Source organism: Vibrio tapetis subsp. tapetis (assembly GCF_900233005.1).
Classification (GTDB): Bacteria; Pseudomonadota; Gammaproteobacteria; order Enterobacterales; family Vibrionaceae; genus Vibrio; species Vibrio tapetis.
Window position 1 is genome coordinate 2,162,459 of record NZ_LT960611.1, and the last position, 19,899, is coordinate 2,182,357.

16 protein-coding genes and 2 pseudogenes are annotated in these 19,899 nt (G+C 44.8%); 4 read left to right on the top strand and 14 right to left on the bottom strand.

Features of this window, described 5'->3' with window-relative positions; translation table 11 throughout:
* Positions 1-133 precede the first annotated feature (133 nt).
* The gene (gene folD, locus VTAP4600_RS09590; protein WP_102522596.1) at positions 134-994 is read left to right on the top strand and encodes a bifunctional methylenetetrahydrofolate dehydrogenase/methenyltetrahydrofolate cyclohydrolase FolD; all 861 of its coding nucleotides are present in this window, start codon (positions 134-136) and stop codon (positions 992-994) included.
* A 162-nt stretch (positions 995-1,156) separates the two neighbouring features.
* Here folD and VTAP4600_RS09595 read toward each other — a convergent pair whose 3' ends face one another.
* From VTAP4600_RS09595 to VTAP4600_RS09610, 4 genes are all read right to left on the bottom strand, one after another.
* Positions 1,157-2,362, bottom strand: a complete 1,206-nt coding sequence (locus VTAP4600_RS09595; protein ID WP_102522597.1) for a NupC/NupG family nucleoside CNT transporter — start codon at positions 2,360-2,362, stop codon at positions 1,157-1,159.
* 229 nt (positions 2,363-2,591) lie between these two features.
* Entirely contained in the window at positions 2,592-3,533 is a 942-nt protein-coding gene (locus VTAP4600_RS09600) for a LysR family transcriptional regulator (protein WP_102522598.1), read from the bottom strand.
* Between the two features lie 55 nt (positions 3,534-3,588).
* The gene (locus VTAP4600_RS09605) at positions 3,589-4,563 is read right to left on the bottom strand and encodes a lytic murein transglycosylase (RefSeq protein ID WP_102522599.1); all 975 of its coding nucleotides are present in this window, start codon (positions 4,561-4,563) and stop codon (positions 3,589-3,591) included.
* A 28-nt stretch (positions 4,564-4,591) separates the two neighbouring features.
* Positions 4,592-4,867 carry a YcgL domain-containing protein gene (locus VTAP4600_RS09610; protein WP_102523955.1) on the bottom strand — a complete coding sequence of 92 codons (276 nt, stop codon included), beginning with the start codon at positions 4,865-4,867 and terminating at the stop codon, positions 4,592-4,594.
* A gap of 177 nt (positions 4,868-5,044) precedes the next feature.
* Between VTAP4600_RS09610 and minC the strand changes: the two genes are divergently transcribed.
* From minC to minE, 3 genes are read left to right on the top strand one after another with little or no spacing between them, the layout of a single operon-like run.
* Positions 5,045-5,707 carry a septum site-determining protein MinC gene (gene minC / locus VTAP4600_RS09615; protein WP_102522600.1) on the top strand — a complete coding sequence of 221 codons (663 nt, stop codon included), beginning with the start codon at positions 5,045-5,047 and terminating at the stop codon, positions 5,705-5,707.
* Positions 5,708-5,726: 19 nt separating this feature from the next.
* A complete protein-coding gene (gene minD, locus VTAP4600_RS09620; protein ID WP_102522601.1) occupies positions 5,727-6,539 on the top strand; it encodes a septum site-determining protein MinD in 813 nt (270 codons plus the stop codon).
* 6 nt (positions 6,540-6,545) lie between these two features.
* Positions 6,546-6,809: a cell division topological specificity factor MinE gene (minE, locus tag VTAP4600_RS09625; protein WP_102522602.1), complete on the top strand. Its 264-nt coding sequence runs from the start codon at positions 6,546-6,548 to the stop codon at positions 6,807-6,809.
* A gap of 80 nt (positions 6,810-6,889) precedes the next feature.
* Here the strand turns inward: minE and rnd are convergent, their stop codons facing one another.
* The 10 genes and pseudogenes from rnd to ltrA (VTAP4600_RS09675) form a co-directional block, all read right to left on the bottom strand.
* Positions 6,890-8,008, bottom strand: a complete 1,119-nt coding sequence (gene rnd / locus VTAP4600_RS09630; RefSeq protein WP_145958589.1) for a ribonuclease D — start codon at positions 8,006-8,008, stop codon at positions 6,890-6,892.
* 116 nt (positions 8,009-8,124) lie between these two features.
* Positions 8,125-9,401 (bottom strand): annotated as a pseudogene (ltrA, locus tag VTAP4600_RS26595) (group II intron reverse transcriptase/maturase).
* 790 nt (positions 9,402-10,191) lie between these two features.
* Positions 10,192-11,892: a long-chain-fatty-acid--CoA ligase FadD gene (fadD, locus tag VTAP4600_RS09640; protein ID WP_102522604.1), complete on the bottom strand. Its 1,701-nt coding sequence runs from the start codon at positions 11,890-11,892 to the stop codon at positions 10,192-10,194.
* 99 nt (positions 11,893-11,991) lie between these two features.
* Positions 11,992-12,843, bottom strand: coding sequence for an alpha/beta fold hydrolase (locus VTAP4600_RS09645; protein ID WP_102522605.1), 852 nt, complete (start codon positions 12,841-12,843; stop codon positions 11,992-11,994).
* A gap of 13 nt (positions 12,844-12,856) precedes the next feature.
* Positions 12,857-13,402, bottom strand: coding sequence for a Slp family lipoprotein (locus tag VTAP4600_RS09650; protein ID WP_102522606.1), 546 nt, complete (start codon positions 13,400-13,402; stop codon positions 12,857-12,859).
* 51 nt (positions 13,403-13,453) lie between these two features.
* The gene (locus VTAP4600_RS09655; protein ID WP_102522607.1) at positions 13,454-13,750 is read right to left on the bottom strand and encodes a chromosome partitioning protein ParA; all 297 of its coding nucleotides are present in this window, start codon (positions 13,748-13,750) and stop codon (positions 13,454-13,456) included.
* A gap of 46 nt (positions 13,751-13,796) precedes the next feature.
* A complete protein-coding gene (gene tsaB, locus VTAP4600_RS09660; protein ID WP_102522608.1) occupies positions 13,797-14,498 on the bottom strand; it encodes a tRNA (adenosine(37)-N6)-threonylcarbamoyltransferase complex dimerization subunit type 1 TsaB in 702 nt (233 codons plus the stop codon).
* Between the two features lie 7 nt (positions 14,499-14,505).
* On the bottom strand, positions 14,506-16,458 hold the full coding sequence (locus VTAP4600_RS09665; RefSeq protein ID WP_102522609.1) for a DNA repair helicase YoaA: 1,953 nt from the start codon (positions 16,456-16,458) through the stop codon (positions 14,506-14,508).
* A 232-nt stretch (positions 16,459-16,690) separates the two neighbouring features.
* Positions 16,691-17,901, bottom strand: a pseudogene (locus tag VTAP4600_RS09670) (IS256 family transposase).
* A 215-nt stretch (positions 17,902-18,116) separates the two neighbouring features.
* A complete protein-coding gene (gene ltrA, locus VTAP4600_RS09675) occupies positions 18,117-19,400 on the bottom strand; it encodes a group II intron reverse transcriptase/maturase (protein WP_102521018.1) in 1,284 nt (427 codons plus the stop codon).
* Positions 19,401-19,899 lie beyond the last annotated feature (499 nt).

Sequence of the window (19,899 nt, forward strand, 5' to 3'; positions counted from 1 at the left end):
AATGGCCAAAAAAAAACCATGCCGATGCTTTTTACAGCATTCATTAGTAAAGCAATCGATTGCCTAATGGCATTTGTCACACTTTTTTGCGACAATGTGCGCCAGTGTTAGTCCCATTATCTAAAGGAATACCATGACTGCTCAAAATATCGATGGAAAATTGATTTCACAAACGGTTCGCTCTGAAGTAGCGGCTCGTGTAAAAGCTCGTACTGATTCGGGTTTGCGAGCACCTGGTCTTGCCGTGGTTCTTGTTGGTCAAGATCCAGCATCTCAAGTTTACGTTGGTAGTAAACGTCGCGCGTGTGAAGAAGTTGGCTTTGTTTCTAAATCTTTTGACCTTCCAGCAGACTCCACTCAAGAAGCACTGCTAGAGCTAGTAGATCAATTAAACCAAGACAATGAGATCGACGGTATTTTGGTTCAACTGCCACTACCAGCAGGAATCGACGACACTCAAGTATTAGAGCGCATTCACCCTGAAAAAGACGTCGATGGTTTCCACCCTTATAACGTGGGCCGTTTGTGTCAACGAATTCCTAAATTGAGGTCTTGTACGCCAAAAGGCATCATAACGCTACTCGATCGTTACAACATTGAATTACGCGGAAAGCACGCTGTGGTAGTTGGCGCTTCTAATATCGTTGGCCGTCCAATGACAATGGAACTATTACTTGCGGGCTGTACAACGACAACTTGTCACCGCTTCACAAAAGATTTAGAGCATCACGTTCGTCAGGCTGACGTTGTTGTTGTGGCAGTTGGTAAGCCTAACTTCATCCCTGGCGCTTGGATCAAAGAAGGCGCTATCGTGGTCGATGTAGGCATCAACCGTTTGGAGTCTGGTAAGCTTATCGGCGACGTTGAGTACGACGTTGCTAAAACAAAAGCAAGCTTCATTACACCAGTACCGGGTGGTGTTGGGCCAATGACAGTGGCAAGCTTGATAGAGAACACCATGATTGCTTGTGAACAATACCACAGCGATAAATAACTGAATCTGGCTCACTAAAAGCCAGATGATAAAAAGGCTCACCGTTTTGCGGTGAGCCTTTTTTGTACCCGTCCATTGATTCGGTTAGGTACTACACGCCAGTGTTTTGTAGGCTAACACGCACATCGCTTCAATACGGTAGTACGTGCAGCCCTAGATTTTTTAGATTGAAAGAATGACACCAGCAATCGCGGCACTCATTAGGTTAGCAAGGACACCGGCAGTAATCGCCTTAGCGCCATTGTTAGAAATATAAGTGCGTCGTTCTGGCACTATGCTTCCAAGGCCACCAATTAACATCGCCATAGTGGAAATATTAGCAAAGCCACATAGTGCGAAAGTCACAATGGCTTGCGAATGTTCGCTTAACTGGTCTTTCACTTCCATCAATTGAATAAACGCAACGAACTCGTTAACCACCACTTTGTTACCAATCAATGAACCCGCAACGATCGCTTCATTCCATGGGATTCCGAGTAACCAAGCTACAGGAGCAAAAAGGTAGCCCATAATTAGGCCAAAGCTCAACTCAATACCAAACCATGAGCCGACGTTACCTAGTAAACCATCTAACAGGGCTATCACACTAACAAAAGCAAGCAGCGTTGCACCAACCGCTACCGCGATACGTACACCCGACATAGCACCATCAGCCATCGCTTCAACAACATTTGCTGCTCGTGGAATCTCAACGTCATCCAGATCATTCACTTGCACGTCATCCGGGCTTGGCGGAACCAAGATTTTCGCCATTAATAACCCTGCTGGAGCAGACATAAACGCAGCAGTAATCAGGTAATTTAAATCCACGCCAAGTGACGCGTAACCAACCAAAGTGCCACCCGCTACCGAAGCAAGTCCACAGGTCATCACGGCAAAAAACTGAGAGTCGCTCATTTTGCTCAGATAAGGTTTAACAACTAGGGGAGCCTCAATCATGCCAACAAAGATATTGGCAGTCGCCGAAAGTGATTCCGCACGGCCAGTGCCCAAAAGTTTTTGCAAAGCGCCACCAATAAGGTTGATGACTCTTGGCATTAAACCAATGTGATAAAGTGCTGAAATTAGAGCCGAGAAGAAGATGATCACACCCAATACATTGATGGCGAAAACAAACCCATTACTTCCATCTGCTAAGCCTCCAAATAAGAACCCAATCCCGTGCTGTCCGTAATCGATCAAGCCAGATACGGCTCCGGTCACGCTATTAAGCGCATTTTTGCCTGCTGGCAAATATAAAACCAGGTATGCAAAAAATATCTGTAAAAGAAAGGCTAAACCTACCGTGCGTAATGGGATATTTTTACGATTGGTTGATAGCAACCAAGCGGTAAATAAAATAGCAATGATGCCTAATATTGAAGTCATGTCGCGTCTTCTTGGGGTTATAAAACAGGAAAGACGCGCATTGTAAGAGCGAAATTAGCAGATGCAAGTTAGGCTTGTTAATGATTTGAAACAACTTGGTCAGCACAAAATTCAAACAACAGTAACGTACTGATTTAATAGAATTATCAGTAACGTATTTACCAACTATTTCCATATGGAAAAAATATTTCCCACCATAGAAACAATCGTTTGCTTTTTATCTTATTCGCTAATTCAATTGAATCGTTGATTGTAGCGATCTATCCCAGTATGGCTCATCTCCTAAATGCTGTTTAAGAAAATCAATAACCACAGCAAGCTTCTTCGGTTTGTGCTTTCTGCTTGGATACACCGCGTAGAAGGTCATCTTTTGATTTGCTCGCCAGTCTGGTAATAACTGAAGCAACTCCCCTTTGCGAAATTCGTCTTTAAGCAAGTAAGTCGCTAAGTAAGCAATACCCCAACCTGATATTGCGGCATTCCGAACCGCTTCCGCCAAATCGACTTGATAGTTACCCGAGACGTTAATCCATAATTCTTCGTCTTCCTTGCTAAAGCTCCAAGTACTGTAATCTCTCTGGCGGCTGTGATAAATCAAGCAATTGTGTTCCATCAGATCTTGAGGCTGATATGGCGTACCGCACTTAGCCAAATAATCTGGTGAAGCCACCAACACAAAGCGTGTCTCGGTGAGCCTTTGCGCCACATAACCATCAGGCAATTGCTCAAGATTCGTTATCCATAAATCGAGGCCTATTTCGACCATATCGACATAGTCATCGAACAGGCTAACTTCGATCTGTAATAACGGGTAAGCGAGTTGCAGCTCCTCAATTAAGGGAATGATATGCAATGTACCAAACGATTGGGCAATGCCAATCCTTAATGGCCCCGAGACTTCATCTCGTTGGTCTTCAACCAAGTTTGCCGCATCTTCCATGGCAGCCATCAACGTTGTACAGCATTGATAAAACTGTTCACCCGTCGGCGTTGCCGATACAGTACGGGTTGTTCTTTGTACTAGTTTGACCTTAAGTTCCGATTCTAATTTAGCAATTTGCTTACTAACGTGAGAAACCGATACATTGAGTTGCTTTGCTGCAACAGTGAAGCTTCCATGCAAGATCAAATTGTAAAAAATCACCATTTGACTGGCTCTTTCTGTCGACATGTTCAATCCTTAGCATTAAAAAAGGGCTCTTACAGAGCCCTCTTATTTCACATTTTTATTCGTCAAATTTAATTCTATCGGCTAAATGACTAACGGCTAACGCAAAGTAATAAGAGCGATTCCATTTCATCAATACCTGATAGTTATTATAGATGAGATAAGATCGGCCATTTACGTCATCAGGCATAATAAGCCAAGCTTCGATATCCGTATCCGGTTGAGGCAACGCACCGCCATTCATACGCGTTACGCCAAGCTCTCCCCACTGCGCTAAAGTCTTCGCTTTATCCTGTTGACGACCTTGCAGATCACTATCTATTCCTTTAGGAACCAAAACTTGGCGCCCCCAAGTATAGGTATCATCCCAGCCCGATTGCTTTAGGTAATTGGCAGTAGACGCAAACACATCAGCTTTTGTGTTCCAAATATCCTTTTTCCCGTCACCATTACCATCCGCTGCATACGCAATAAATGAACTCGGCATAAACTGACACTGCCCCATCGCTCCGGCCCATGATCCTTTCATGTCTTGGGCGGCAATATGGCCTTGTTCAAGTATCGTTAAGGCTGCCATCGTTTCTTTACGGAAGAAAGCTTCACGGCGTCCGTCATAAGCTAACGTCGTTAACGCATCGATCACACTATAACCACCGGTAAACTTACCGAAATTACTTTCAACGCCCCACAAAGCAACAATGAAACGGGGCTGAACACCAAACTCCTCACCAATCTGTTTCAATTCCGTGTAGTGTTTGCTGTACAACTGCTTAGCCTGTTTCACTTTCCAGTCAGGCACCGCTCGCGGAATGTATTCGTCCAGAGTCAATCGCTTTTCAGGTTGATTTCTGTCCGCTTTTACCGCTCGCGGTTTGTACGTTACATCGACAAATGCACTGCTTAAGGTTTGTTCAGAGATCCCTTTCTGTCTGGCTTCGGCTTTTAATTCACTGACGTATTCATCAAAAGTAGGTTTCGCCATTATTGATGTGGATAAACCCAGCCCTATAATCGTTGTTATGATCTTCCTCAACCTAACTCTCCTTTCGCATGTTGGCTTGCTACGAGCGTGCAGCCTTTTGCTCTTTGTATTTTTCTAATTGGTTTTCAACTGGCGGTGGTACTTGTAAAAAGAATCCATCCGTCTTCAGTGATTGTTTCACTTTCTCAATATCTACTTGAGCTAATGTTCTGCCATCCATCTTAATCACCATCACGAACATCGGTGTGCCAAACACCTTTTTCAGTTCTTCTGGTACGTCAGAGAAATCGTCTTTTTTTGGCACGTAGAGGTACATACCTTCTTTCTTGCTGCTTTTGTAGATAGAACACAACATAAGTAACCTATTTTTAATCCTTTTGTTCACACATAAAGTTAAGTTTTCGCAAACTTTATGAGATTTTGGTATGAAAGCACCTATTTGGCAATAAGATTGCTTGATGAGGCTAGTTAACAAATATAACATGCTTACATCTCTTGGCTATCGTAATAGCATAACGTTTGAAGAAGTAAGATGACCACAACAACAGATTTAAAAGGAAGCAGTTTCACCTTATCTGTTCTCCACTTATCCGGAAATCAAGTTGAAGACAGCATTACCTTCCTCAATCAAAAGGTTGAGCAAGCGCCTGCTTTTTTTGCTAATGCTCCGGTGGTACTAAACGTCGAACTCGTTTCAGGTGACATTGATTTTCATGCACTGAAAACGGGGGTTCTCAATGCAGGAATGATTCCAGTTGGTATCGCAGGTTGTAAAGACAGGCGTGCACAAGATTCAGCAAAACAAGCTGGCTTTGCGTTGATGTCGGCTAGTAAGTCGCCAACCAGAGAACCTGCAAAAATGGCTCCAGTTAAAATAATTCGAACTCCGATTCGTTCTGGCCAACAGGTGTATGCCAAAGATGGGGACTTAGTGATCTTAAGCCACGTTAGCGCAGGCGCAGAAGTTATTGCCGATGGCAGCATTCATATTCACGGCACATTGCGTGGTCGTGCGATTGCCGGAGCGAGTGGTCAAACGCAAGCCAAGATAATTTGTAACGATTTGCAAGCAGAGCTGATTTCCATCGCTGGAAACTATTGGCTTAGCGACAAAATTGAAAGCGGGTATTGGCAGAAGAAAATCATGTTTGGCATGATTGATGACCAACTGCATATCGACATACTCAGTATTTAAAAATAATAAGGAATTAATGATGGCACGCATTATTGTTGTTACATCAGGCAAAGGTGGCGTAGGTAAAACAACCTCGAGTGCAGCTATTGCTTCTGGTCTTGCCCTTAAAGGCAAAAAAACCGCCGTAATAGACTTTGATATCGGCTTACGTAACCTAGATCTCATCATGGGTTGCGAGCGTCGTGTTGTTTACGACTTTGTAAATGTAATCAATGGCGAAGCAACGTTAAATCAAGCACTCATAAAAGATAAGCGTACCAGCAATCTTTTCATTCTACCCGCTTCTCAAACTCGTGATAAAGACGCGCTAACGAAAGAAGGCGTGGAACGCGTGTTTCAAGAAATGGACGAGATGGGTTTCGACTTCATTATCTGCGATTCTCCCGCAGGTATCGAGCAAGGCGCGTTAATGGCGCTATACTTTGCAGATGAAGCCATTGTTACCACCAACCCAGAAGTCTCTTCAGTACGCGATTCAGACCGTATCTTAGGTATCTTGGATTCAAAGAGCCGACGTTCAGAATTGGGCCTTGAGCCAGTTAAACAGCATTTATTGCTTACTCGCTACAACCCTGCTCGTGTAACGACAGGCGAAATGTTAAGTGTTGAAGATGTTGAAGAGATTCTTCATGTTCCGTTGATTGGCGTGATCCCAGAAAGCCAAGCTGTACTAAACGCGTCTAACAAAGGTGTACCGGTGATCTTCGATGAAGAAACTGATGCTGGTATGGCTTACGGTGACGCAGTAGAACGTTTACTGGGTGAAACTATTGAATTCCGCTTTTTGACTGAACAGAAAAAAGGCATCTTTCAACGTCTATTTGGGAGCTAGTTAATTATGTCACTGCTGGAGTTTTTCCGACCACAAAAGAAAACATCCGCGAATGTTGCCAAAGAGCGCTTGCAGATCATCGTTGCTGAACGTCGTAAAGAAGGACAAGGTTCGCCATCTTATTTACCTCAATTAAAGCAAGACATTCTCGAAGTTCTTAAGAAATACGTAGACGTAAACCCTAACATGGTTGAAGTATCGCTAGATCAGAGCGATACCGATTTGTCCGTGCTAGAGCTGAACGTTAAACTGCCTGACGAAGAGAAGTAATTTTTCCATTTCGAGCTAGCACAAAAAAGCTCTGGTTTTCGCCAGAGCTTTTTTAATTTAGCGTTCACTTAAATGACTAGTTAATCAAAGTGCTTGATTAGCTTCTCGCCTAAGACTTCCAAACGCCAACCTTGCATGGTGTCTGGTAGAGTGCTTGGATCGCGGTCTTTCTTCCATACCCAAGTAAACACTTGATTGAGCTGCTTTTTAGACGCTAAGAATTCTGTTGCTAAGCCGGTTGCTTGCGCAGCACGCTTTACTTCATCTTTTAGGTCTTTAAACAATTGCTTATAACCAGGAAGATCCATTAAACGGTCAATGGCTTGCGGCCACTCTTCTTCTGGTACTAACTCGCCTTCTTTTACCATCGCGATCACTCGATTGCCATGGCGTCTAATTTCTCGAAAATCAAAGCCCTCTTGCTCCATTTTCTTCAAGCTCTTAATGTTTAAACGAGCGCATTCAAGCATATCTTGTTCACGGAACACAAAGTTAAGTGCCAAATCACGCTTAATGGCTTCTTCGACACGCCATTTAGCTAGAATTTGGAGGGTAGCTAACTGCTTTGGCTGTAATTGCCAAGCGCCCTTTACATCGATGTAAGCGACGTCTGGTACATGACGTACAGCACGCTTACTAACGACTAAATCAGATTCTTGCTGCACGGCTTCCCACCAGCCAGCCTCTTGCACTGCGACTTCAAGCTTTTGATAAATAGGCTGCAAATAAAACACATCGGCGGCCGCGTATTCGAGTTGCTTTTCAGTCAGTGGTCTTGCTAACCAGTCTGTTCGAGCTTCGCTTTTGTCCAACTCGATATCAAGATACTCTTTCGCTAGGGCAGCAAAGCCTGTCGACAAACCATGGCCTAAAAACGCCGCCATGATTTGGGTGTCAATCATCGGGGTTGGCATGGTTCCAAATGAATGCGCGAACACTTCTAAGTCTTCACCACAGGCATGTAACACCTTTACCACTGCCGTGTCTTTCAGCAACGCGGTGAATGCACTCATATCGTCGATTTCTGTCGGATCAATTAATGACAAGTTTTCGCCATCGAAAAGTTGGATCAGCCCAAGCTGCGGAAAATAGGTACGTGTGCGAACAAATTCGGTATCCAACATAACGGTATCAACTTCTCTGGCAAGTTGACAAACGCGTTCTAATTCAGTTTGGTTGACAATGATTTGATAATTCACTGGCTTCTCTAAGTTAAAAAAGGGCGGAACGGCACTAAACATAAGACATCGAGTAGGGTGAGGCGTCTCCGCCTCATCCCTCTCACAGAACCGTACGTACGGACCTCGTATACGGCTCATGCACATTTCCATTCAGCATAATGGCTGAACACATATCCTGTCCTAACGTGTTCAAGATTCACTAATCCAAGGTCGTTAAACCATTGATTTGGCATCGAGTAACTGGCTAATGGACTCGCAGCATTTCTCCAACTATCCATACAGATATACCTGAATGACCCTTCGTAACCTAGCTGTCTTAGCCTGCGGTGGAGTCGGGTCGGTTTTTTTCCATAATCGTAATTGGACGCTGCGAAGTCTTCGCCTTAACCACGCGGCCAGTTTCTTAAACTCCCTGTTGGCATTCGCTATTCGAAAGTACTGGCTGAACCCTCTCAGAAGTGGATTCAGTTGTTTAATGACTTCTAACAATGGCTTACCGCCATTGCGTCTTGTCACTCGCTTCAACTTTCCTTTGAACGTCGACATTTTCTTTGGCTGAATACGGCTATAATGGCTACCGATTTCTATTCCAAGGAATTTCACACCTTCGCCGCTGTGCGCTATGTGTGATTTGGTTTCGTTCACCGTTAACTTGAGCTGTTTTTCCAGGACCTTCGTTGCCTGTACTTGCGCATTTTCTGCACCTTTACGGCTGCGACAGAAGATCAGTATGTCGTCGGCATAACGGACTATTCGATGTCCTCGCTTTCGCATCTCTTGATCAAACGCATCCAGATAGATGTTCGCTATCAGTGGGCTTATTACTCCACCTTGCGGACTACCTATCTCGGTATGCTGCCACTCTCCATCAACCATTACGCCACTTTTCAGGAACTGTTTGATGAGCTCCAGTACGCTACTGTCTGTGACTCGTTTCTTAATGCTTTTTAGAATAAGCTCGTGGTCGAGCTTATCGAAGCACTTCGATAAGTCCATATTGTTGCATTCCGTATCGACGGATGAACATCGTCGCTTTGTTTATAGCATCGTGACAACTTCGATTCGGTCTATACCCAAAGCTGGATGGGTGAAACTGCTCTTCGAAGATTGGGGTTAATAGATCATTTAGAGCTTGTTGGACAACTCTATCCCGTACTGTTGGGATCCCAAGTAATCGCACCCCACCATCATCTTTCGGTATTTCTACCCGTCTGACGGGTTGAGGGGTGTATCGCTTGGTTTTGAGTTCCAGAAGAAGTTGATCTAGGTTATCACTCAGATTTTGGGCGTAGTCGCTTAGGCTCTGCCTATCTATTCCGGCCGCGCCTTTCGCTTTCCACACTTTTTTAAATCCTTTATAGAGTCGCTCTTTGTGGAGCAAGTGACCATATAAACTGTAGTAAACTCTCAACTTTTTCCTTTAGATTGTGTGCCGTGTGGGGACAAATGCTCTCTCACAGTGTTGGTGTATTTCACTCCACTCTCTAGCCTTCTAGCTCAATGGCAATTTACTAGAGTGAGTCAGAGTTACTCCCTTGTACGGTTTCTCGCTTCAGTGCTTTGCTTTCACAAAGACCGAGACGGAATACCTCGATAGCTAATCAACTTGTATACCACTGAAAAAAAAACATCTGCTCATCACAGACTTAAAATGTACTTCATCCCTTCGCAACACCAGATTGCTTTTGGCAAAATGTTGTCCCATCAGACGTGTTACTGATGGTCAGCTCAGTTTTATCCTCCACACCATTACTGGGCTTCACCGGCCGAGCTTTACTCACTACTACGGATTCATCTGCCACCTCGCACCAACATAGATCTTGGCTCTCGCCTTGAGTTTATGCTTCCGACGTTTGCTCGGATGTGGTGTCAGGCTTCCCCAGTTACTGCACTGGCTCCCTGTTAACAATGCCACCCTCAAGCACAATCTAGGTCTGATTGAGTATCGGGCTTCACGCTATTTTGCACGCTTACCCACCTAAATTGCCGAATCAGGTTCACTTTCGTTGTGTACTGTTAACTTCCTATCGCTTCCTTCAAACCCTGCCGTTGGCCAGCAACGCCCTTGCGATTCGGATTATCTTCCCCTCAATCAGGGTGATTTAGGCTTCTTTCAGCCTAATGGGTTTGCCAGCTTCGCTGGGCAAACAAAAAAAATGCCGACTATTGTCAGCATTTTAGCATTGTTACTTAGAAGTTGCTTAGGAGTTTGATTGCTCCGCTATTTTAGCGTCGTTTTCTTCTCGTAAGATTCTACGTAGAATCTTACCAACATTACTCTTTGGAAGCTCTTCTCTGAATTCGATCTTCTTAGGGATCTTGTAACCAGTAAGATGCTCACGACAATGCGCAATCACTTCTTCTTTAGTTAAACTAGGATCGCGTTTCACGATGTAGACTTTAACTATTTCACCAGACACATCATGCGGTTCACCAATCGCTGCAAGTTCTAGCACCTTGCCGTGCATTGAAATCACTTCTTCGATTTCATTCGGGTAAACATTAAAACCAGAAACTAAGATCATGTCTTTCTTGCGGTCAACAATATGCAAGAAGCCTTCTTCATCAAATTTTACGATGTCACCCGTTGATAACCAACCGTCTTGATCAATCACTTCTTTCGTTGCTTCAGGGCGCTGCCAGTAACTTTGCATCACTTGCGGGCCTCGCACTTGAAGTTCACCAACGCTCTCTGGTGTGCTTGGCAGTACCTTGCCTTCATCATCGATAATACGAGCTTCAGTCGAAGGTACAGGCAGGCCGATAGCACCATTATACGCTGACGAATCATGAGGGTTAGCCGCAACAAGAGGGGCGCACTCGGTAAGGCCATAACCTTCCAGAAGGAAACCACCCGTAATTTGCTTCCACTTATCGGCGACTGATTTTTGCACCGACATACCGCCGCCTACAGAAATGTGCAGGTTGCTAAAATCAAGTTCTTTAAAGTCTTCGTTATTAACCAGTGCGTTAAACAATGTATTCACACCAGTAATAGCGGTAAACGGATATTTTTGCAGTTCTTTGATGAACCCAGGAATATCTCGAGGGTTAGTGATAAGCAAGTTACGACCGCCCATCTCAATAAACAGCAAGCAGTTAACGGTTAAAGCAAAAATATGATAGAGCGGCAATGCGGTAACCACCAGCTCTCGTCCTTCAGACAGCATAGGGCTATAAGCACCTTTCGCTTGCATCACATTAGCAATCATATTTCTGTGAGTTAATACTGCGCCCTTAGCCACACCGGTTGTACCACCCGTGTACTGAAGAAATGCAATATCGTCACCAGACATAAACGGCTTCACATATTGAAGACGACGACCTTTGTGTAACGCTTTACGAAATGAAATAGCATTAGGTAAATCGTATTTTGGCACCATGCGCTTGACGTACTTCACGACAAAATCGACCAATGTACCTTTTGCTCTTGGCAGCATTTGCCCGAGACTGGTCAACACAACATGCTTGATAGGTGTTTTATCAACAACCTGCTCAAGTGTGTTAGCAAAGTTCGACACAATCACGATCGCTTTGGCGCCCGAGTCGTTCAATTGATGCTCTAGTTCACGAGGTGTGTAAAGCGGGTTTACGTTCACGGCGATAAGGCCCGCACGCAGAACACCAAATAGTGCAATTGGATATTGCAGCAAGTTTGGCATCATGATCGCAACACGATCGCCTTTTTTAAGCTTTAAGTCGTTCTGCAGGTAAGCGGCAAATGCTCGGCTACGTTCTTCCAGTTTACGGAATGTCATTACAGAACCCATATTCATAAACGCGGGCTGATCTGCAAATTTGTTGACGGATTGCTCAAACATTTCGACTAACGACGGGTATACGTCTGGGTCGATGGTTTCTGGAACGTCACTTGGGTAGCGATTAAGCCAAACTTTATCCACGAATAACTCCTCAAATAATGGCTGACTGTTGATTTAATAAATTATGTTTCTATTACAACATAGCCGCAAGAGTTGAGCACGGAACTCTCAAACACTTGTTTAAATTTTGTTAACTAAATCTAGAATTATCTTTACAACTGCGTCAGATGACTCTAAATGACAATGATGCGCCCCGCTTACTGTGTGGGTAATCGCTTCATTGCCGCCTATATTTTTTAAATACTCAACGCCTTGATCACCCAGAATAATTCGGTGAGGGCATTGAATATCTCCTGTCAGCGTTGCTGCTTGTTCATTGGTCATTCGGTACAGGGAGTCACTTTTCAGTTTGGGATCATGACGCCAAAACCAACTGCATTCGATTTGGTCGTAGCGCAAATCTCGTTCGACAATCGGCGCGATGAGATCTTTTTCCACACCTGTCGAGATACTCCTAAGGCCGAATGCCTGCTCTTTATTGGCCAGAGACCGACTCGTTTTACGACGAATACGCTCTCGACTTTTGACTCCTCGCCTCAAACGCTCAGTGGCATTTTGGCCTTCTTCAGCCAAAGGCCCCACACCTTCAATTTGAACTAATGCAGCAACTTGTTCAGGAAACGCGGCACTATAGCAACTCGTAATCAATGCACCAAGAGAGTGCCCCACTAAAATACGTTTAGTTGCTGGAATTTCATGCAAAAAGCGATATAAATCGTCGATGTAGTCGTGAAAAGGGTAAAAATTATCGGGATCTTTATGGCTAGATAAACCATGACCTGGCAAATCAAGCGCGACTAGGTGCAAATTCGGCTTTATCGTGTGCATCAGCCGCATCACTTGGATGAAACTTGCGGCGTTGTCTAACCAGCCATGAATAAAAACGACCGAATAATCGGCCGTTAATCTGTTTCCCAATTCAATGGCTGCAATCTGTTTGCCATCATCAAGTGGGTAGTTGGTGTTTTTCATTGGCACTTCAGTATCATTTCACTTCTTTGATCACTCGGCCACGGCTCGGCCCCATGCGAACATCATGACAGTACAAACCATAACAGGTATCTAAATAAGAACCCGCATGATCGATGGCAACCCACTCTTCAATTCGCCATAAGTGCTCACCATAGGCGTGCAGTACGGGCATTTGATGCTCAGACTCACCTACCCTCGCCAATTCTAGTCCTTTTGCTTTACCGACAACGGAAACTAAGCGGCCCTCAGAATAGGTGACAGGATCTAAGAATCCATCAACATACACAACAAATCGACCGTTTGCCTCTTTGCCTATATTCGGCTTACCGACATCATTAATTGGCATGTTCACCAATTCCAATCGGGTTTGGTTTTCTAAGTTAGTGGTTTTCGCAATTATTCCGCCAAGGCGCACATCACCTTTGTATGCTTCGACTTGTTGAGTCCAGGTCGAGAAGTCGGTAATGACACGTTCAGATTGAGCGTTCAACTGTTCAGGTAATGAAGAACAACCGCCAAGAAGTATGAGTGAGAGTAGAACAAAAAGGGAACGATGCATGGAATAAAGGCTCCAGTTGAGAATTATTCTTAATATAACAGAACGTTGGGGTCAGATGTAGATATCGACCCCCATTAGCTTCATAAGTTCCTCTCGCTTGGCTTGATTCATGATGCTCATGTACTCTTCCATCGCTTTACGAGAACGTCCTTCGGGTAAATCATATTGAAGTTCAGCGCGATGAAGTTCTGACTCATCAACATGACGAATCGTATGGGCTACGGCATTGGCCACCTTGGTGGGTTGGCCGACACCTGTATGCGTCTGTTCAGCTTTTACCTTCGCTTTTTTTTGCGTTTTCTTGGTATTGCCGACCAGCGCAGGAGGTAATCCATTAATTGAAACCATTCGCGCCTACTCTTATTTTCTATGTCTATTGTACGTGTACTGCCGTTTACTCTCTGCCCGGCAGTTTCTTCCAAGCGACGGTATCACGCAGATAAACAGGGCTCGCTTCTTCCGCGGTAACCGTATTGCCTTTCGCCAACTCAAATTGAGCCAACAGCGCCATATCTTGTGCTTCAGGATACAGCACGTCACTGTCTTGCAGTACTAGAGGTAGCGGCATGATGCTGTCTTGATATGCGTCCCAGCCAGTGCCGGCTTTAAGCCATGTATTTGAGTCGTCTTGAACCAGTTGCGCCAAATCTTGTGGCGGTATGACACATTCAGGCTCACTCGCCAACCACTCGCCACTTTCTTGACGGGTAAATCGTCCCCAATACACTTCACTCATACGGGCGTCAATTGCACACGCTACATAAGGCGTGTTGTGCTTGCGGTAAGTCGCTTGCGCCATTGCTTCTAGCGTCGAAATTCCGATCATAGGAAGATCTGCTCCGAATGCTAAACCTTGTGCAATTCCAATGCCAATTCGTACGCCAGTAAAACTACCCGGACCTCGGCCAAACGCCAATGCATCCAGATCTTGCAGACGAATACCCGCTTCATTTAATACTTCATCTACCATAGGTAGAATTTTCTTAGTGTGATCACGAGGAGCCACTTCGCTTCGAGCGTACAGCTGGCCATCGACTAATAGGGCAACAGAACAATTTTCAGTTGCGGTATCCAATGCAAGAATTTTTGCGTTCATTAACGTCTCAATCAATATTCGTTGTAGATGTAGATGAGATAGAACCAAGGAATTCGCTCACTTGTTCTAGATCTCGTGTTCGTGGGATGGGTGGTAAGCTTTGCAAAAACACCCCTCCGTAATCGCGTGTCACTAAACGATTATCACAGATAATCAAAGCGCCTTGATCTCGCTTATCTCGGATCAATCGCCCCACTCCTTGTTTAAGAGTGATCACCGCATCAGGTAATTGTACCTGCGCAAACGGCTCTCCGCCTCTTAACCTGCAATCTTCAATTCGCGCTTTTAGTAACGGATCATCTGGCGCAGTAAATGGCAGTTTGTCGATGATAACACAGCTTAGAGCATCGCCTCTAACGTCTATGCCTTCCCAAAATGCGCCCGTTGCCACCAACAAAGCATTTCCCAACTCCATAAATTCAGCCAACAGTTTTTGTTTACTGGTTTCCCCTTGCATTAAAACCGGGATCGACAAGTCGTTACGAAATCTCTCAGCCAACTCTTTCATCATGGCGTGAGAGGTGCATAAAAAGAAACAACGACCATTATTACCTTCAATGATTGGCCCTAGCATTTTGGCTAATTTGTCAGCCATACCCGGGCTGTTGGGTTCTGGTAGGTAACGAGGCACACAAAGCTTTGCCTGTGTCTGATAATCAAACGGACTAGGCAATGAAAATTGATCTGTTGGCGTTAAACCAAGGCGCTGGGTAAAGTGACTAAAGTCATCTTGTACGGCAAGTGTTGCCGAAGTGAACACCCACGCACCTTGCTTCAGGGCAATTTGTTCTTGAAATTTATCAGCGACTGAAAGCGGTGTAATGTGCAAGGTAAAATGGCGTGGCGTACATTCAAACCAATAGGAATACCCCGTGATACTGACATCACAAATACGATCAATACGGGCTTTAAGTGCATTAGCGCGCTCAAATGCCGTATCCAGTAACTGACTTCGGCCCAGCGCAATTTTCAGCACTTCAATGGCTAATTCTAAGCCATCTTTAAGGCGAGTCATCTCTGAAATCACCGCTTGGCACTTCAATGCTTCCCGCCAATTACCACGTAAACCGGGCTCACCAAGGATAATTCGCATGTCCATTGCTGATTGCACTAGTCTGTCGGCAACCTTTTGTAACTGCCGCATATCCTTTGCTTCAGTGCGATAACCTATTTCAATGTCTTTCGCTAACTCTTGAAGTTGCCGGCTTGAGGTCGATGACCCAAAATATTGGCTTGCGATATCAGGTAGCTGATGGGCTTCATCAAAAATAAATACACCCGCCTCTGGTATCAATTCGCCAAAACCGGTTTCCTTAATGGCGAGATCAGCGAAAAACAGGTGATGATTCACCACAACCACGTCAGCATCCATCGCTTTCTTACGAGCTTTCAGTACAAAGCAATCTTGATAACTTGGGCATTCTTTGCCTAAGCAGTTGTCATTACTAGAGGTGATTGTCGGGATTATTGGGCTATCTTCGGCAATATCATCACAATCCCCTAAATCGCCACTTTTGGTTTCTGATGACCAACTACGAACTTTCACTAACTGCGTTAACAATGTTGGATCAGAGTGCTGAGTATGGCTTTCAATCATTTGTCGACTAAGGCGGTCTAAACAAAGGTAGTTAGAACGGCCTTTTAGCAGCGCGACATTGCCGTAAAACCCTAGCGAACTCACCATTAAGGGTAAATCTCGGTGAAAAAGTTGTTCTTGGAGGTTTTTAGAGCCCGTACTGATGATAATTTTCTTTTGGCTCAACAAGGCTGGAACCAAATACGCAAACGTTTTGCCTGTACCAGTACCGGCTTCAACGACGATTTGGCTTTGATTTTTAATTGCCTTTGCTACCGCTTCTGCCATATCGGTTTGTGCTTGGCGGGGTTGGAAACCCTCAATGGCCTTGCCAAGTGCTCCTTGAGCTGAAAACGTTTTTGCAATGGGGCTGGTAGCGCTCATAAAATTCAAATACTGGCTGATATCAAAAAGAAAGATTATGGCAGGTTTAAATACAGAACTCTAAAAGTTTCACCCCGGTCAGGTAGAGAGCAAGTACAAATGGGAAATACAGCGCGAAAAGAAGAGACTAAAAGCGTGGCTCTTAGTAAACAAGGTGGGTAGACGACTTAAAGATAAGTAAGAGCCGGTAGCGTCAGTGACGAGGCTGTAACAGATTCTGTGTAACTGCCATTTAGTTAACGTGTTTATCGAGACGTTCCTCGAACTCGATAATAAACCGACTCATAGCCTGACGCCAGTTTTGAATGGGCATCGTCCATTTCTTGCTGGCGTCTTTGATTGCTAAGTACACCATTTTGGTTGCGGCCTCATCGTTAGGGAAGATCTTCCGCTTTTTTAGTGCTTTACGGATCACGCTATTGAGAGACTCAATAGCATTGGTTGTGTAGATGGCTCTACGGATATCTTCTGGGTAGTTGAAGAGCGTGTTGAGGTTCTGCCAGTGATTGCGCCAGGACTTAGATATTTGCGGATATTGCCCATCCCAGACTTCGCCAAAGCGCTCCAGTTCGAGTAGAGCCTCATCTTCTGTAGTAGAGCGATACACTCGTTTCAGGTCGGCAGTCACCGCCTTATAGTCTTTCCAAGACACATACTTCAATGAGTTCCGCACCATATGGACGATACAAAGCTGAATATGCGTTTGGGGGAAGACAGTATTGATAGCGTCAGGAAAGCCCTTCAATCCATCTACACACGCAATAAGGATATCTTCAACACCACGTTGATTGAGTTCAGTTAGAACACTCAGCCAAACTTAGCCCCCTCGTTTTCGGCTATCCACATGCCCATTAGCTCTTTCTGACCATCGGTGTTAATACCTAAAGCAAGGAAAATCGACTTATTGATGATACGCTTGTCTTGACGGATCTTGACCACAATACAATCGAGATAAACGATAGGATAAATGGCATCGAGTGGCCTTGATTGCCACTCCACTATTTCTTCTATCACCGCATTTGTGACGCGCGATACGAGGCTGGGTGATATCTCCGCACCGTACCACTCATCGAAAGCGTTTACGATGTCGCGCGTACTCATTCCTTGGGCGTAGAGCCACAAGATTTTGTCATCCATAGAGGTAAATCGTGATTGGTGTTTTTTGACTAGCTTGGGGTCAAACGAGCCAAGGCGATCCCGAGGTGTATCGAGTTCAAACTCGCCATCTTCGGTTTTTACGCGTTTGCTACTCTTTCCATTGCGGCTATTATTCGATCTAGAGGGTTGGTGTTTTTCATAGCCAAGATGCTCATCCATTTCCGCATTGAGTGCGGCCTCAACCGTAATTTTTTTCAGCATTTGGCTGAACTCAGTTAAGTCCTCAGGGGTTTTAATTCCTTTTGCTGCTTCCTTGGCGAAAGCTTCAAGCTCTTTCTTGTTCATATTGCCTATCCTTAGCCTTTAAGGCTTAGTTTAGGCAATTACACAGAAATTGAGACAGTCTCGATTCATGAAATCTACGATCTTCCTATCACCTGTAGGACGAAGTCTGACCTGTTACCCTGTTAACCTTGCTCTTTCTGCTTTACATCGAGTAGGGTGAGGCGTCTCCGCCTCATCCCTCTCACAGAACCGTACGTACGGACCTCGTATACGGCTCATGCACATTTCCATTCAGCATAATGGCTGAACACATATCCTGTCCTAACGTGTTCAAGATTCACTAATCCAAGGTCGTTAAACCATTGATTTGGCATCGAGTAACTGGCTAATGGACTCGCAGCATTTCTCCAACTATCCATACAGATATACCTGAATGACCCTTCGTAACCTAGCTGTCTTAGCCTGCGGTGGAGTCGGGTCGGTTTTTTCCATAATCGTAATTGGACGCTGCGAAGTCTTCGCCTTAACCACGCGGCCAGTTTCTTAAACTCCCTGTTGGCATTCGCTATTCGAAAGTACTGGCTGAACCCTCTCAGAAGTGGATTCAGTTGTTTAATGACTTCTAACAATGGCTTACCGCCATTGCGTCTTGTCACTCGCTTCAACTTTCCTTTGAACGTCGACATTTTCTTTGGCTGAATACGGCTATAATGGCTACCGATTTCTATTCCAAGGAATTTCACACCTTCGCCGCTGTGCGCTATGTGTGATTTGGTTTCGTTCACCGTTAACTTGAGCTGTTTTTCCAGGACCTTCGTTGCCTGTACTTGCGCATTTTCTGCACCTTTACGGCTGCGACAGAAGATCAGTATGTCGTCGGCATAACGGACTATTCGATGTCCTCGCTTTCGCATCTCTTGATCAAACGCATCCAGATAGATGTTCGCTATCAGTGGGCTTATTACTCCACCTTGCGGACTACCTATCTCGGTATGCTGCCACTCTCCATCAACCATTACGCCACTTTTCAGGAACTGTTTGATGAGCTCCAGTACGCTACTGTCTGTGACTCGTTTCTTAATGCTTTTTAGAATAAGCTCGTGGTCGAGCTTATCGAAGCACTTCGATAAGTCCATATCTACGACGTGTTGCATTCCGTATCGACGGATGAACATCGTCGCTTTGTTTATAGCATCGTGACAACTTCGATTCGGTCTATACCCAAAGCTGGATGGGTGAAACTGCTCTTCGAAGATTGGGGTTAATAGATCATTTAGAGCTTGTTGGACAACTCTATCCCGTACTGTTGGGATCCCAAGTAATCGCACCCCACCATCATCTTTCGGTATTTCTACCCGTCTGACGGGTTGAGGGGTGTATCGCTTGGTTTTGAGTTCCAGAAGAAGTTGATCTAGGTTATCACTCAGATTTTGGGCGTAGTCGCTTAGGCTCTGCCTATCTATTCCGGCCGCGCCTTTCGCTTTCCACACTTTTTTAAATCCTTTATAGAGTCGCTCTTTGTGGAGCAAGTGACCATATAAACTGTAGTAAACTCTCAACTTTTTCCTTTAGATTGTGTGCCGTGTGGGGACAAATGCTCTCTCACAGTGTTGGTGTATTTCACTCCACTCTCTAGCCTTCTAGCTCAATGGCAATTTACTAGAGTGAGTCAGAGTTACTCCCTTGTACGGTTTCTCGCTTCAGTGCTTTGCTTTCACAAAGACCGAGACGGAATACCTCGATAGCTAATCAACTTGTATACCACTGAAAAAAAAACATCTGCTCATCACAGACTTAAAATGTACTTCATCCCTTCGCAACACCAGATTGCTTTTGGCAAAATGTTGTCCCATCAGACGTGTTACTGATGGTCAGCTCAGTTTTATCCTCCACACCATTACTGGGCTTCACCGGCCGAGCTTTACTCACTACTACGGATTCATCTGCCACCTCGCACCAACATAGATCTTGGCTCTCGCCTTGAGTTTATGCTTCCGACGTTTGCTCGGATGTGGTGTCAGGCTTCCCCAGTTACTGCACTGGCTCCCTGTTAACAAT